Here is a 15302-nt window from a genome sequence, read left to right as displayed (position 1 = left end):
TATTTCTAATGATGACGCAGACTTTGTTGCTTCACTTTCTCCCACCTATCGAGAAGTGAAAATTAAAATGTCCAGATGTGCTTAAAATAGATTATTATTACTTATAGAATTAATACGGATAGAAAATTTAAAATCACACCAGAAAAAAAGACTAATCAAGTGTACATTATCGGTGTTAGTTTCAAACGAGAAGATCGGCAGAATGTCTGTCGATCTTTTTATTTGTTCTAAAGTCTTGTTTTGTAAGATTAAAAGTATTCGAATATTTTTTATAGAAAGCATAGAAAAATGCTGAACCAACCAATAAAAAGAAGAACCAATCTATCGGACTTTAATTTAATGGTCTCTTTTCTCTAACCCATTTCTTTGCTTCCTTTTAGGTGACGGTGATCCAACAAAAACATTTCATATGGGACTTTTCCAAGGGTATAATTGAAACTATTGACATATTGTGGAATTATTTCAGTTGCAAGCTTACCTCCTGTGGAAGGATCCATCATTTAAAAATGTCATATGACATTTTTACACTGGTGAGTATGACAAAGTAAACAGTATGATGCGGTTATTAAACAGAGAGGAGTGATGAACCTTATGAAATCAAGATTCATCCAAAATGGTTATTTTTTATTACTAACTTTCGTTACAGGATTATTTTATTTTTGTTTTTACCTGGTAGCTCTGGTATTCAGTTTCACCCTTTCATTTACCATAGTTGGGCTTCCACTAGTTATACGCGTGCTACAGACTACAACACCCTTTATCCAATATGAGCGTATACAAACGAAAATTTATACTGATATTTCTACAGACTCTTACAATAGTGGTGTAACAACGGATACATCGGACTGGGCTCAAGTGAAGTTCGTGCTAACGAATCGTCGCACTTGGTCTGCTGTCTTTTGGTTAATGCAGAAATTTGTGATTGGAATTTTCAGCCTCATTAGTGCAGTTATTTTTTATGTAATGCCACTTATGTTTCTGTTGGCACCACTATTATATCGGTACATCGACATGAATATCCTTTTTATGCAGGTAGATACTTTTGCCAAGTCACTCCTTGTGATGTTTATGGGTATAGTGTTTACCGTCGTAAGTATTAAAATAGTAGATGGTTTGGCAAAAAAAATTGGAGGTTATACACACAGTATGTTACGGCAGCTAAATCAATAGAAGTTTACAGTCTAACTTAAAAGTATAAAAATCCAAGAAAAATTATTTTATAATATAGAAATAAGAAGGAAGGCTACTTAGGGGGTAAATGACTTGTTGGATTTGGTTAAGTATTGGTTTTGGTATGATTGGATCATGTTAGGAATCCGTCTACTTACTAGTGTGTCTATCATCCTAGCTACATTAAATTTTCAGGATGGTTTAACATTACCACTTTGGATTATTATTCTTTGGGAGGTTGTTGCCTTCTCTATTCCATGGGTAGCCTTACTGTTCAATTACAAAAATTACTTGTTTACAGAAATACTACTTTTTGGCGGACTATGTATCTATTTAACCTCTTTATTTCCAGAAGCTTACAATGCTTTTCTTGTATCAGTGTTTCTTATCGCAGCAAATAGTAAGCATTTGTCCTATTATTGGACAGCTCCAACAACAGTTTTTATAATAACTGGAATTTTCTATGTGGTTGCGCCAAGTAATAACTATTGGATTATGGTCACCTATTACGGACTCGCTTATGTAATGGGGTTCGCTTTTCATTTATTAATTGTCAATCATAAGCAAAATGAAGCGATTTGTAAACAAAACGCGGTACTTGAGCAATATATGTCTCAGATCGAACGCATTACACTTGCAGAGGAACGAAGCAGGCTGTCTAGTGAGCTTCATGATACAGTTGGCCACGCTTATACTTCCATTATTTTGGGAATGGAAACGTTGCGTACCGAACTTGCTACCGAAATGGGTATACAGAGGTTAGATTCTCTGCTTGAAATGGGGCGTAAAAGCATCGAGGACGTGAGAGGTTACCTACATCAAATGGAATCCCCGTGTCAATCGCTTTCCTTGATTCAATCTCTACAAAATCTTGGAGCTGAATTTCAGGAGCATGCTCAGGTGAATGTAAGCTTTCGAGCATTCGGAGAGGAATACCAACTGTCTAGGCAAGCGAGGATAGCGTTCATTCGTTGCTTACAAGAATCCCTTACGAATGCAGTACGTCATGGTCAGGGGAATGAAATTATCGTTTCATTACAGTTTGAACAACAATATACGAGGTTGGAAGTGCAAGATAATGGAAAGGGAAGTGTAGAATGGCAGGAAGGCTTCGGAATTAATGCGATGAAAGAGCGGGCAATGAATTTGCAAGGTCAATTGTCAGTATATACAAAGCCAGATGAAGGAATGCTTGTTACATGTACAATACCGCGACAAACTGAAATCAAAGATGAAGTTATTCGTTTGTTAATTGTCGACGACCAGCAATTTGTTCGGGAAAGTTTGAGTAGACTGCTCAACGGATATGAAGATTTAAATGTAATCGGTTTGGCTAAAGATGGAATTCAAGCCATCGACTTGTGTGAGCGCCTTCAACCCCACGTTGTACTTATGGACTTAGATATGCAGCACATGGATGGAGTCGAAGCGACAAAAAAGATTAAGCAACAATGGCCACATATCCACGTATTGATTTTTACATCGTTTCAGGATACTGAACAGGCGTTGGACTCGCTTCGTAACGGTGCGGATGGTTTTTTACTAAAATCTATGGAAACATTGGAACTAGCTAATACGATCCGACTGATTCACAGAGGTGGGACACTCATTGATCAGGAAATGTCTCACAAAATATTTGAGAAGTTTGATGAGCAAAACGAAACACCACAATCAAAAGGAAATGCTTATGAGCTAACTGCCAGAGAGATAGAAATATTGCAGCTAGTAGCAAAGGGACTCCGATACACTACGATAGCTTCAAGGTTATATTTGTCAAAAGGTACAGTCAGAAACTATGCTTCCGTGGCTTACACAAAGTTAGGAGTGCGTAACAAGGAAGAAGCTGTCCTGAAGGCTCAAGAAATCGGAATTATTGTTTAAGGAAAATTTGTGGCATTTGTAACTAATGCTAAAGTCATTTTGCGCCATTGTTTAATAGATTCAAATATAAAAATCAGCACCTATAAAATATTTCCAAGAATGACAAAAAAGGAAGCGACGATCAGTCGCTCCCTTTTTATTTTTCTCTGTTAATTCCCAGATCTACATTACCAAGATGTACGTTGATTTTGAATTTGATCTGTTGATTTATCTATATCATCCATCATTTGCTTTAATCGTTTTAAGCCGTCTGCCACTTGATTTTGATGAGTATCAATACGGTAAGCAAATGCACGTAACCCTTCACGACTGATCGGATTTGTTGCATTTGACGCATCCACAATTTCTTTTTCGATTGTATCGAATCCTCGCAATGCAGATTCTAACATTTCGATTGCAAATTTGGCTTTATCAGAAATTGCATCGATATGAAATGCTGTCATTTTTGTATTAGAGTTACCCCAATCTGAGCTCATATAATTTGGTGACTTAGGATTTGGATTGTAATTATTCATGTACCATTCTCCCCGAATTTTAGATTACTTTTGATACTTGTCAGTAATTGAATCAATCTTGTTTGTTAAATCATCGATTTCATCTGTTAAGCGGTCAATTTCATCTGTATAGCGGTCTACATCTTTGATATTTTTTTGAACTTCTAGAATATTACTTGTTGTGCTTGTTACTTTTGACATAATTTCTGTACAGATAGAACCAACTAATACTTGTACATGATCTGGTGCGTTACCACCAACTTGTTGAACTAAGCGGTCAACTAATGGTTTGATTTGAGTTAATGTATCTGAAGCATTTGTTAATTCACGTCCACAAGAATTTAATTCAGCATCAATTTTATCTGAAACCCTATCGATTTTTGATTGAGTAATTTGGTCAATCTCACGAACAACCTTGTCAATTTCATTACATACTTCACGTACTGCGCCTTTACCTACGATCATGTTTCTCTTCCTCCAGGAGTGTTAATATTTTTTTATTTTTTTATTTGGCCCACAGGTAGGACTCGAACCTACATACGATACCGCACTTTTTATGCGGTTGCTCTGCCATTGAGCTACTGTGAAATATTCTTATGCTATCGTCAATATGACGAAATTTATCATACTTTTATCAATTTTATTTCCTAGCCATCAAAATAAGTGACTTTACACGATCCAAGATCACCGTCTCGTTTTTGAATAACAAAACTTCTTTTCCAATCCTTATAATAATAAGTTATATATGTATTTCGCAAAATCCTTCGTCATTAAATAAACATTAATAAGAATTTTTTCTTCTCAATCTAAGCTTTTCATATTCCTTTGCTGATGGCAAGAATATTTTCATATTTTTTATCTTGATTATAAAGAGCTACTTGAATATAAAATAAAGCTCCCCTAAAAACGTAATTTTAATATTCTTATTATTTTCATTCTATCATTTCTTTTTAAATATTTTATTAGTAAATAAAACCAGTACTCATTAAACTTAGACTACTGTCCTTCGCAATAAAAAAATCTACTTACACAGTCGATTATATTAATTAATTAACGCTGTAATAGGGGAGGTCAAAGGGGCGTTTTAAGCAACTTTTTTTATTTGTGATTAGGATATTGATAGTTGTACTAGAACATATAATATATAGAATAGTGAAAATACAAAGGGCATGAACAGATGGAACAAGCAGACCTCTATTGGGGAGGTCTAATTTTTTGGGATTTAACTGCAGGACATAAAAATACTTAATTAGGAGTGAAACAGTAAATGATTAAAATCATCGGGTTCATTGCTGCGATATTAACGACGGCGTCCTTTTTACCACAAGCAATCAAAACGATAAAAACAAAAGACACATCAGGCATTTCATTAATGATGTACATTTTTTTTAGTGCTGGAATTGTTCTTTGGTTAGTTTACGGAATATTTATTAATGATCTTGCAGTTATTTTGGCGAATGCAGTAACACTTGTATTTGCAATAATCATTTTATTTTATAAGTTAAAAAGTCTGCGCTCATAAATTTCATACATAGGTACTATAACTATAGAAATTTTAACATACAATAATCAACTAAAGCTCAGCTTTGTTCTATAGTAAAAGCAGTCATTGGCTGCTTTTTTATTTATGTATTATAGGCTTTTAATAGATACACCTTCAAAATCGATAAATAAGGAAAAAAACAAATGATTCCTGGATAACTTTGATTGGATTATCTGCATTAAACATAATCTGCATTAAACTTTATTATTATATGGCAGGATCCAGTTAATGAGGAAAATCAGATGTTAACTGATTTATTTATCTAATGCAATCTGATAAGGATTTAAATTTTGATAATGATATAATCATATAAATTAGATTTATATCGAGGAGAATATTGATTTGGAAGCTAAATGTCTTAAGTTCTACGAGTTTGGTAGTCCTCAAAATGTAATTAAGGTTGAATACAAAAGTATAGAACCACCTAATGACCATGAAGTTATTGTTCGAATGCTGGCATGCCCAATAAATCCATCAGACTTAATACCAATAAGAGGGTCATATGCTCACCGAATTTCTTTACCAAATATTCCGGGATATGAAGGAGTTGGTATTGTAGAAGATGTAGGCTCTTTAGTTTCTAAAGATCTTATTGGTAAACGTGTATTACCATTACGTGGGGAAGGGACTTGGCAAGAATTTGTTACAACTTCAGCAGAATTTGTAGTTCCTTTACCTAACTCTATTGATAACTTTACAGCAGCACAAATGTACATTAACCCAATTACTTCTTGGGTAACTTGTACAGAAATTTTAAAGTTAAAGCCGGATGATGTTTTATTAGTTAACGCTTGTGGTTCTGCAATTGGGCGTGTTTTTGCTCAATTGTCAAAAGTATTGGGTTTTCGGTTAATCGCAGTCACTAGAAATAATATCCATACAGAAGATTTACTTCATCTTGGTGCCTCATATGTTATAGATACCTCCACTGATCCATTGTTTGAAACAGTTATGGAATTAACAAATGGAGTTGGAGCGGATGCTGCTATTGATTCTATTGGAGGGGCTTCTGGAAATGAATTGGCATTTTGTGTGCACCCTAACGGAAATTTTTTAACAATTGGCCTACTATCGGGTATCCAAGTTAATTGGTCAGAAATTGTAAATAAAGCAAAGGTTAATGCAAACATTTTTCATTTGCGAAATTGGAATCATAATGTTTCATCTATTAAATGGCAAAAAACCTTTGAAAGTTTGATCCAGCTCATACATGATAAAAAATTACGTTTAATGAATGTAGATTCCACGTTTGTCTTATCGGATATAAAAAAGGCTGTTGATGTTGTGGAGTCTCCTAATGGTACCAAGGGGAAAGTATTTTTAACTAGTTATTGAGTTCACTGTGGTTTTACATAAACAAACATCAGTGACAAGAATTATATTTGTTTAAAAACCTGTAAAGGGGTGTTTAATTAGAATAATATTGGCAATAACATATTTTTACTAACCGTACCAACAGCAACAGCTATATAAATGTTATTGAGTAAACAGGAAATATACATTTCTTAATTGAAATATTAATAAATGAATGTGAACTTTAATAATCGAAGGTGAGGATTTTTAGGTGCCTAAATTGTCAATTAATGATGTAGAAATAAACTTTGAAATGATTGGAGAAGGAAGACCAGTAATAATGATTCATGGATTTACTCCAGATTCAAGATTAATGAAGGGCTGTATGGAGCCTATCTTCTCTAAAAGAGAGAATTATAAAAGGATCTATTTAGACTTACCGGGAATGGGTAAAACAGCAGGAAGTAAAACCGTTAACAGTACGGACGATATGTTGGATGTAGTGATTAACTTTATCGATATGCTTATACCTGGTCAATCATTCTTGTTGGTTGGTGAATCATATGGAGGTTACTTATCAAGAGGAATTATAGCTAAAAGAAAAGATAAAGTAGAAGGGGTGGCTTTCATCTGCCCAATGATCGTTCCAGAAATGGAAAAAAGGTCATTACCAGAGCATGTTGTAATAATTGAAGATGAAGAGTTTATGAATAAGTTAAGTGAAGATGAGAGGAAAGATTTTCGTTCGAATAATGTTGTTTTAGATAAGAATACTTGGTACCGCTATAAAAACGAAGTGGTAAGTGGTTGTTCGATTGCCGATCAGCAATTCTTATCTAAAATAAGGAAAAGTTACGGTTTCAAATTTGATGTCGACTCGGTATTGTTTGAATCTCCGAGTATTTTTCTTTTAGGTTTACAGGATTCAGTCGTTGGATATAAAGATGCATTTAATCTATTGAACAAATTCCCACGTGCAACTTTTGCAATATTAGACAAAGCAGGACACAATCTGCAAATTGAGCAAGAAGTATTATTTAATAATCTTATTAATGAATGGTTAGACAGACTATTAGAAGTAGATGATAAACAAGCTTAATGCGATAATTACATACTTTAGTTCAATAAGAATCAAAAAGGATCTTCATGTAAGATCCTTTTATCATTTTTCAATTAAGTATTTATGTTTATGTGTCTTTTGTTAAAGTCATTAAAAAACTAGTATTTTTATAAAGGTTAGTAAATCAAAATTGTTGTGTAGTGTGAAGGAATACTATTTTGCGGTTGAAGTAGTTGCTTCATTTTTGCAAGTTTCACAAGTTGAATAGATTTTCGTAATTTTTTTATACTCCGCGTAAGCAATGGTTTCTTCGCATTCTTTACAGATTAAAATTTGCATGAGAAACACCTCCTACGCCCACTATACCATGTCTGATTCAGCATTTCTCCAGGGACTTTACCCACCCTATGGACACAAATTGACCAAGTTGAAAAAACGCTGATATAGCAAGGTTTTAAATCGGAAAAAGACTTAAAAAAATTTTTAATGCATGATAAAAAGCTAGAAGAGTATGTAATAATGTGTTTGAAATCGATTTTGTCTTGGAGATACAATTTAGGACTTATGAACAACTCTATATAAAATATATAAATCCAGACCAATTTGCATTAGCGGACTGGTCTTTTTAATGATGACATATTATTTGATCAAATTAATAATAGATAAAAGTAAAAATCGTCTAGTTCATTATTAATCTATTGATCATTTTTTCTAGGTTAGATAAATATGCCTTGAAAATTCTGTACAAATTTATTCAAAAGTCAAAATAATGCTAGTTTTAAAGTTTAAATTGAAAACGCTTTCTAGTCTAGTTAAATAAGTACAGGTAATAGACAAATGAGTGAAGGAAATAGTGAAGCGTTTTCAAACAAGTCCATGATACCTTAATTATGTAGACGTAAATAGAAAAATTAAGGGGGAAATGTTTTGAGAAAGTTAAAAAATATTTTTGTAATTATTTCAGCATTTTTAGTATTTGCTGTATTTGCAACAGGCTGTGGCTCTTCTTCTACTTCGAATGAAAGCTCTAATGTTGGTAAGAAAAATAAAGATGGCAAAGTTGATATTGGTATCGTTTTACCAACAAAGGATGAGCCACGTTGGACTCAAGACGAAACACGTTTTAAAGATGCATTAAAAGATACAGATTATTCAGTTCAAATTTTATTCTCACAAGGTGATTCTGCAAAAGAAAAAGCAAATGTTGATTCTTTAATTGCAAAAGGAATCAAAGTATTAATCATTTGTCCACAAGATGGAGCAGCGGCTGCAGCTTCAGCTGAAGCAGCAAAAGCGGCTGGCGTTAAAGTAATTTCTTACGATCGTTTAATTACAGATACTGATGCAGTTGATTACTATGTATCATTCGATAGCATTGCAGTAGGTGCTGCACAAGCTCAATATCTAGTAGATCATGCTTCTGGTAAAAAAGGTCAACCTTTAAACCTTTATGCTGGAGCTGCAAGTGATAACAACGCATTCTTATTCTTCCAAGGTGCTTGGAGTGTTCTTCAACCTAAAATTGCTGATGGTACATTCAAAGTTGTGAATTCATCTGAAGCAGTAAAATTAAAAGATAAAGCTGAATTAACTCGTGATGAGCAAGCAAAAATCATCGGTCAAGTAACAACAAACTGGGATTTTAACGTTGCAAAAACATTAGCATCATCTAATTTAACAAAAGCTACTAAAGCTGATAAAGGTGATGTATTAGTACTTGCTCCAAACGATGGAACAGCTCGTTCAATCGCAGATACATTTAAAGCAGATAAAGATATTACTTCTTATGTAATTTCTGGTCAAGATGCTGAAAAAGCTTCTGTTCAATACATCATTGATGGATTACAATCTATGACTGTATTCAAAGATGTTCGTACATTAGTTACAGATGCAATTGCTACGGCTACTTCAATCTTAGAAGATCAAACTCCTGACGCTGCAGGTGTTACAAACAACGGTAAGGCTGATATTAAAACTAAACAAACTGACATCATTGTTGTTGATCAAGATAGTGTTAATAGCGCATTAATTGATTCTGGTTACTACCAAGCTTCTGATTTCACAGGACTAAAGTAATTAGATGAAATATATTAAACTGGCAAAATAGTGATGGTGCCTCCCGTCACTATTTTGTTAGTTATTCTAATATTTTGTTACTGAATCTATTTGCAATCTCAGGAGACGGATTATATGAGCGAATTTATATTAGAGATGAGAAACATCTCAAAGGAATTTCCAGGTGTCAAAGCTTTAAGTAATGTAAATTTTAAAGTCAAAAAAGGTGAAATTCATTGCTTAGTAGGTGAAAATGGCGCAGGTAAATCGACCTTAATGAAAGTATTAAGTGGTATTTATCCGTTTGGAACATATGCAGGAGATATTGTATTCGGAGATGAAATACAAAAGTTTTCAAAAATAAGTGATAGTGAAAAAGAAGGAATTGGTATTATCTATCAAGAGCTATCTCTATTTCCAGAGCTTTCTGTATTCGAAAACATCTTCATTGGTCATGAAATTAAAAAGGGAATGACTGTTGATTTCAATGAAACGATTGTGAAAGCAATGGAAATGTTAAAGAAGGTTAAATTAGATGTTAATCCAGAAGTTCAAATCAAGGAACTAGGTGTTGGTAAACAGCAACTTGTTGAAATTGCCAAAGCACTTAGTAAAGACGTTAAACTATTAATTCTAGATGAGCCAACTGCTGCGTTAAATGAAGATGATAGCGAAAATCTTTTATTCTTAATGGAAGAGTTAAAGAAACAAGGTATCTCTTGTATTATGATTTCACACAAGCTTAAAGAGGTTATTGCAGTTGCGGACACTGTTACAGTACTTCGAGATGGGCAAACAATTTGTTCGTTAGATAAGAACAAAGGTGAAATTAGTGAAAATACAATTATTAAACATATGGTCGGTCGAGAAATTGATGATATTTATCCGAAGCGCCCAGATCAAAAGTTTGGGGAGACGGCATTAGAATTAAAAGATTGGAATGTTTACAATCCAAAACTAGGTCGAAAGATTCTTCATCATATCAACCTTAATGTTCGAAAAGGTGAAATTATTGGAATCGCTGGATTAATGGGTTCGGGAAGAACTGAACTAGCTAAGAGTATCTTTGGTAATCCAACAAAGTTCAAACTTGATGGTTCGGTTTTAGTGCAAGGTGAAACGAAGCGATTTACTCACCCAAAAGATGCAATAAAAGCTGGCATAGCATATGTAACTGAGGATCGAAAAGGAGATGGATTGATTCTCGAGCAAGATATAAAAAATAATATTTCAATTACAGACTTATTTAAGATTTCCAAAAAAAGTGTAATCAATCAACATGAAGAAATAGTCGTTGCGAATGAGTATTTAAATAAGTTGAATATTAAAGCACCATCCATAGCCTCAGTTGTTGGAAAATTGAGTGGTGGTAATCAACAAAAAGTATCATTGAGTAAATGGTTGTTTACGAATCCAAACGTACTGATTCTTGATGAACCAACACGTGGAATTGATGTAGGTGCAAAATTTGAAATCTATACATTTATGAATCTTTTGGTTGAACAAGGTATGAGTATTATCATGATTTCTTCTGAACTCCCAGAAGTCCTTGGTATGAGTGATCGAATTTATGTTATGGCAGAAGGTAAAATAACTGGGGAATTGTCAAGAGAAGAAGCAACGCAAGAGAGTGTTATGGCCCTTGCTACGATTTAGGAGAGGTTGAATAATATGAATTTTTTTCAAGAAGCGGGTATGTTATTAAAGAAAAACATTCGTGAATATGGAATGTATATTGCTCTAGCAGTGATTATGCTAGTATTTACGATTAATACGGATGGATTGTTTATGTCCTCTCGTAACTTAAGTGATTTAATTAATATGACGGGTTATGTTGCTGTTCTTGCTGTTGGGATGACCCTTGTCATTGTTATTAGACACATTGATCTGTCAGTAGGTTTTGTAGCAGGTTTTCTTGGAGCAGTTGTTGCTCTGTTTTTAACAAAGTTTGGATTACCTGTATGGTTAGCAATCGTTGCAGTACTTGTAATTGGTGCAATTATTGGTTTAATTAATGCCTTTTTTGTTGCCAATTTAGGAATTCCTTCTTTCGTTGTTTCATTAGCAGGAATGCTAATTTTTAAGGGATTTTTACTTATGTCACTTGTTGAAACTGGTACGATTATCATTTCTGACGAAAACTTTAAGGCGATTGGAAATGGTTATATTCCGAGTCTAGGTAATTGGAATGGGTTACACGTATCAACTTTAATAATTGGTGCTCTTTCAATTATTCTTTTAATTTGGAGTGATTTCAAAAAGAGAAAAGTAAATATAACTTATGGATTTGAAGTACTTTCAGTTCCAATGCAAGTATTAAAATTAGTATTTATTTCAGGAATTATTGGCTATATTAGCTATATCCTTGCAGGGTACCAAGGAATTTCTTGGACTGCTGTCATTATGCTAATTGTTGTGATAATCTATCATTTCATCTCAACAAGAACGCCGTTAGGACGTCACATCTACGCAGTTGGTGGAAATCCAGAGGCAGCAGAACTAAGTGGGATTAGCGTGAAAAAAGTTACTTATATTGTGTTTGGTTCTATGAGTATGCTTGCAGCTCTTTCAGGTGTATTATTTACAGCAAGACTTGCATCTGCTTCTCCACAAGCAGGTACAATGTTTGAGTTAGATGCGATTGCAGCTGCTTATGTTGGTGGTGTTTCAGCAGCAGGTGGTGTTGGTAAAATTACAGGTACAATCATCGGTGCATTCGTAATGGCTTCACTAACAAGTGGTATGAATTTAATGGGTATAGATATATCTTACCAATACATCATTCGTGGTGCAGTTCTAGTTCTTGCGGTTGTGTTTGATGTAATAACTAGAAATAAAGGCAAGTAATATAAAAAATATTCATCTAAAAACAGAAACTGTCGTTTGTTATGACATGTTTCTGTTTTTTTGTACTTTCTTATAGTTTAGCAATCTAGAAATATAATTGAAGAGAGTTTGAAAATGTATGAACTGAGCATAGTTTATCTCTTAAGGGCTAGCAGAATTATTAAGGAGAGCCATTTTTGATAACCAGAATCGTAACTTAATAAGTTCCTAATTTCATGTATTTCACACATTAACTTTTATTAAGACTAATAAGCTAATAGAATGAGACGTAAAATTTACATAACTCACATTTATTGTTTATTCCTTACAAAACAACTTCTACGAGAAAAATAACTAAAGTGAGGTTTCAAATAATGAATGAACCATTTTCGTATTTTAGTAGAAAGAGTATTAAAAAACATTTAGCTGAAGAGGAATTTGATGTACTGATTATTGGAGGCGGGATAACTGGCTGTGGAATTGCACTTGATGCAGTGACACGAGGGATGAGTACGGCACTTGTCGAAATGCAGGATTTTTCTTCAGGAACTTCAAGTCGATCCACTAAGCTTGTTCATGGTGGATTACGTTATTTAAAGCAGTTTGAGTTTAGTATCGTAGCAGAAGTTGGGAAAGAACGCGAGATCGTGTATGAAAATGGGCCTCATGTTACGACACCGGAATGGATGCTTTTACCAATTCATAAAGGAGGAACATTCGGGAGATTTAGTACTTCGATTGGTTTAAAACTATATGATTATTTAGCGGGAGTGAACAAAAAAGAACGACGAAAAATGTTAAATAAAAAACAAGCAATTGCGAAAGAACCACTCATTAAAAAAGATGGTTTAAAGGGTGGAGGCTACTATGTAGAATATCGTACAGATGATGCCAGGTTAACGATTGAGGTTATAAAAAAAGCAGTTGAGCATGGTGCAAAGGCAATTAATTATGTTCAAGTGACGGATTTTACTTACGAAAATGATCTGATTAATGGTGTTAAGGTTCTTGATTGTATAACAAGAGTACCTTTTACAATCAAAGCCAAAAAAGTAGTAAATGCAACTGGACCATGGGTTGATCAATTACGTGAAAAAGATAAAATCGAAAATGATAAAAATCTACGTTTAACAAAAGGTGTTCATTTAGTCATTGATCATAAAAAATTCCCATTAAAACAATCTGTTTATTTTGATACAGAGGATGGGCGAATGGTATTTGCCATTCCAAGAGACAAAAAGACATATGTTGGTACAACGGATACAATCTTTGATAATGAACCGGTTAATCCCAAAGTCAGCCTAGATGATAGACGTTATATTCTAAATTGCATTCGATTTATGTTTCCAACAATTCAACTTGATGAAGAAGATATTGAATCAAGTTGGGCAGGAGTCAGACCGCTTATTTTTGAGAAAGGAAAGGATCCTTCAGAAATATCTAGAAGGGATGAAATATGGCTATCAAATTCAGGATTAATAACGATAGCTGGAGGAAAGTTGACTGGATACCGCAAAATGGCAGAAACTGTAGTTGATCATATTTCAAAAGAATTTTCTATCAATACAAATAAAATCTACAAGGAATGCCAAACAAAGGAATTACCTATCTCTGGCGGTGAAGTTGGGGGTTCAAAAGGATTTCAATATTATAAAAAGAGATTTGAATCAGTAGGTATTGCAATTGGTTTAAGTGAAATTGAATATGAGCAATTGAGTCGTAGATACGGTTCAAATATTGACCAATTATTAAATATTGGACTTCAAAACATTAAGAATCAAGATAATTTACCTTTGACATTATACTTACCGTTAGAGTATGGAATTCAGAATGAAATGATTGTAAAGCCAGTAGATTTTTTTGTAAGACGAACCGGCACTTTATATTTTCAAATAGATGTTGTAAATGAATACAAAAATAAAGTAATAAATTATATGGCGAAAAGATTTGGCTGGAGTCACTACCAAACAAAGGAATATCGATTAGAGCTAGAAGAACAAATAATTGGTGCAACTACAGGTTTTAGGGAATGATTGAATAAAGGCAAACTTAATTTATAAGGTTCCTATCTGTGGGGACAAAACGCTTCTAAATCATCAAGGCTACTAATTAACATTTCAATTAGTAGCCTTGGTGATTTATTTGTCTTAAGGCAATTGTAGGATTGTGCTAAATATTAGCATCTTGAAGAGGAAATCAAAGGATTTCCTTTTTTTTATCAATTGGTCGCACTATTTCCTTGAAATAAATGGATTATCAGTAATCCAAAATCTCCAAGGGTAATCTCTTGCTTCTCCAGTATTCTCAATGCCAATACGAGGTCCAGAACTAATAGTGTCTGGCTTGGTACCTTCCGCAATAAATACAGGTGGCTCCCAGCTTTTTTGTCCATAGGAAGACATTGTGATATTCATAGCCTTCGTTAATTTACCTGGTCCATTAGTTAAATTTGAAATAGGCTGGTTATTTCTCATTTTGAACATAAAATCGATTCCATCTATTGGTTCAATAGCCCTGATCAGAACTGCCTCGGGACAATCTATATCTCCACTTACAATATTAATTAAAGTATGTGTATGCATTTGGTATGTATAAATTAGTCCAGCCTCATGAAACATGATTTCAGTCCGTTTTGTACGGCGGTTTTGAAAGCTGTGCGCGGCGCGATCTATTGGCCCCATGTAAGCTTCTGTTTCCACAATTTTTCCAGAAATTACAATATTATCCATTGAATGGACTAAGATACAACCAAGTAAATCTTTCGACAATTGAAGTGTAGGCTTATTAAAAAAGCTTTTATTAATGGGAGTAATCATATGGATTTCACCTTTTTCATATTAGATTTTTTGAGTATTAATTGTCGAAATAATCCAACAATTTACCTCTACCTTTTTTGTTTTACATTCGAATATAGTAAAAATTATTTATTGACTAACTTGAAAATTGTTAATAAAGACTCATTGTCGAGAGTGAACGTAGC

General features: G+C 33.7%; 13 protein-coding genes, 1 tRNA gene and 1 pseudogene. 9 read left to right on the top strand and 6 right to left on the bottom strand.

The features are described from left to right. Positions 1 to 337: 337 nt before the first annotated feature. Positions 338 to 494 (bottom strand): annotated as a pseudogene (locus ACX6U0_RS07835) (erythromycin esterase family protein); the annotation flags it as partial. A gap of 97 nt (positions 495 to 591) precedes the next feature. On the opposite strand from ACX6U0_RS07835, the gene ACX6U0_RS07830 reads away from it, so the two are divergent. Continuing rightward, complete coding sequence (locus ACX6U0_RS07830) at positions 592 to 1170, top strand: sensor domain-containing protein (protein ID WP_464959395.1); 579 nt, start codon at positions 592 to 594, stop codon at positions 1168 to 1170. 93 nt (positions 1171 to 1263) lie between these two features. After that, complete coding sequence (locus ACX6U0_RS07825) at positions 1264 to 3051, top strand: response regulator (protein WP_464959394.1); 1788 nt, start codon at positions 1264 to 1266, stop codon at positions 3049 to 3051. A 167-nt stretch (positions 3052 to 3218) separates the two neighbouring features. Here the strand turns inward: ACX6U0_RS07825 and ACX6U0_RS07820 are convergent, their stop codons facing one another. From ACX6U0_RS07820 to ACX6U0_RS07810, 3 genes are all read right to left on the bottom strand, one after another. Then, the gene (locus tag ACX6U0_RS07820; RefSeq protein ID WP_464959393.1) at positions 3219 to 3566 is read right to left on the bottom strand and encodes a hypothetical protein; all 348 of its coding nucleotides are present in this window, start codon (positions 3564 to 3566) and stop codon (positions 3219 to 3221) included. 24 nt (positions 3567 to 3590) lie between these two features. Further along, positions 3591 to 4010: a hypothetical protein gene (locus tag ACX6U0_RS07815; protein ID WP_098808293.1), complete on the bottom strand. Its 420-nt coding sequence runs from the start codon at positions 4008 to 4010 to the stop codon at positions 3591 to 3593. A gap of 45 nt (positions 4011 to 4055) precedes the next feature. Continuing rightward, positions 4056 to 4132, bottom strand: a tRNA-Phe gene (locus tag ACX6U0_RS07810). A gap of 680 nt (positions 4133 to 4812) precedes the next feature. On the opposite strand from ACX6U0_RS07810, the gene ACX6U0_RS07805 reads away from it, so the two are divergent. The 3 genes from ACX6U0_RS07805 (at position 4813) to ACX6U0_RS07795 (ending at position 7480) form a co-directional block, all read left to right on the top strand. Beyond that, on the top strand, positions 4813 to 5067 hold the full coding sequence (locus ACX6U0_RS07805; protein ID WP_464959392.1) for a SemiSWEET transporter: 255 nt from the start codon (positions 4813 to 4815) through the stop codon (positions 5065 to 5067). Between the two features lie 363 nt (positions 5068 to 5430). After that, positions 5431 to 6423 carry a zinc-dependent alcohol dehydrogenase family protein gene (locus ACX6U0_RS07800; protein WP_464959391.1) on the top strand — a complete coding sequence of 331 codons (993 nt, stop codon included), beginning with the start codon at positions 5431 to 5433 and terminating at the stop codon, positions 6421 to 6423. A 229-nt stretch (positions 6424 to 6652) separates the two neighbouring features. Continuing rightward, positions 6653 to 7480, top strand: coding sequence for an alpha/beta fold hydrolase (locus ACX6U0_RS07795; protein ID WP_464959390.1), 828 nt, complete (start codon positions 6653 to 6655; stop codon positions 7478 to 7480). A 174-nt stretch (positions 7481 to 7654) separates the two neighbouring features. Here ACX6U0_RS07795 and ACX6U0_RS07790 read toward each other — a convergent pair whose 3' ends face one another. Next, positions 7655 to 7780, bottom strand: coding sequence for a GapA-binding peptide SR1P (locus tag ACX6U0_RS07790; RefSeq protein ID WP_464959389.1), 126 nt, complete (start codon positions 7778 to 7780; stop codon positions 7655 to 7657). Positions 7781 to 8368: 588 nt separating this feature from the next. On the opposite strand from ACX6U0_RS07790, the gene ACX6U0_RS07785 reads away from it, so the two are divergent. From ACX6U0_RS07785 to ACX6U0_RS07770, 4 genes are all read left to right on the top strand, one after another. Then, positions 8369 to 9517, top strand: coding sequence for a sugar ABC transporter substrate-binding protein (locus ACX6U0_RS07785; protein WP_464959388.1), 1149 nt, complete (start codon positions 8369 to 8371; stop codon positions 9515 to 9517). A 114-nt stretch (positions 9518 to 9631) separates the two neighbouring features. Beyond that, on the top strand, positions 9632 to 11152 hold the full coding sequence (locus tag ACX6U0_RS07780; RefSeq protein ID WP_464959387.1) for an ATP-binding cassette domain-containing protein: 1521 nt from the start codon (positions 9632 to 9634) through the stop codon (positions 11150 to 11152). Positions 11153 to 11167: 15 nt separating this feature from the next. Continuing rightward, positions 11168 to 12343: a sugar ABC transporter permease gene (locus tag ACX6U0_RS07775; protein ID WP_464959386.1), complete on the top strand. Its 1176-nt coding sequence runs from the start codon at positions 11168 to 11170 to the stop codon at positions 12341 to 12343. A gap of 353 nt (positions 12344 to 12696) precedes the next feature. Beyond that, positions 12697 to 14355 carry a glycerol-3-phosphate dehydrogenase/oxidase gene (locus tag ACX6U0_RS07770; RefSeq protein WP_464959385.1) on the top strand — a complete coding sequence of 553 codons (1659 nt, stop codon included), beginning with the start codon at positions 12697 to 12699 and terminating at the stop codon, positions 14353 to 14355. Positions 14356 to 14553: 198 nt separating this feature from the next. On the opposite strand, the gene ACX6U0_RS07765 is transcribed toward ACX6U0_RS07770, so the two are convergent. Then, a complete protein-coding gene (locus ACX6U0_RS07765; protein ID WP_464959384.1) occupies positions 14554 to 15138 on the bottom strand; it encodes a DNA-3-methyladenine glycosylase in 585 nt (194 codons plus the stop codon). Positions 15139 to 15302 lie beyond the last annotated feature (164 nt).

It is taken from the genome of Gottfriedia sp. ABJ_BB2_2, from assembly GCF_055484705.1.
The sequence above is the reverse complement of the archived record's forward strand: the minus strand, read 5'-3'. Positions and strand labels throughout refer to the sequence as shown.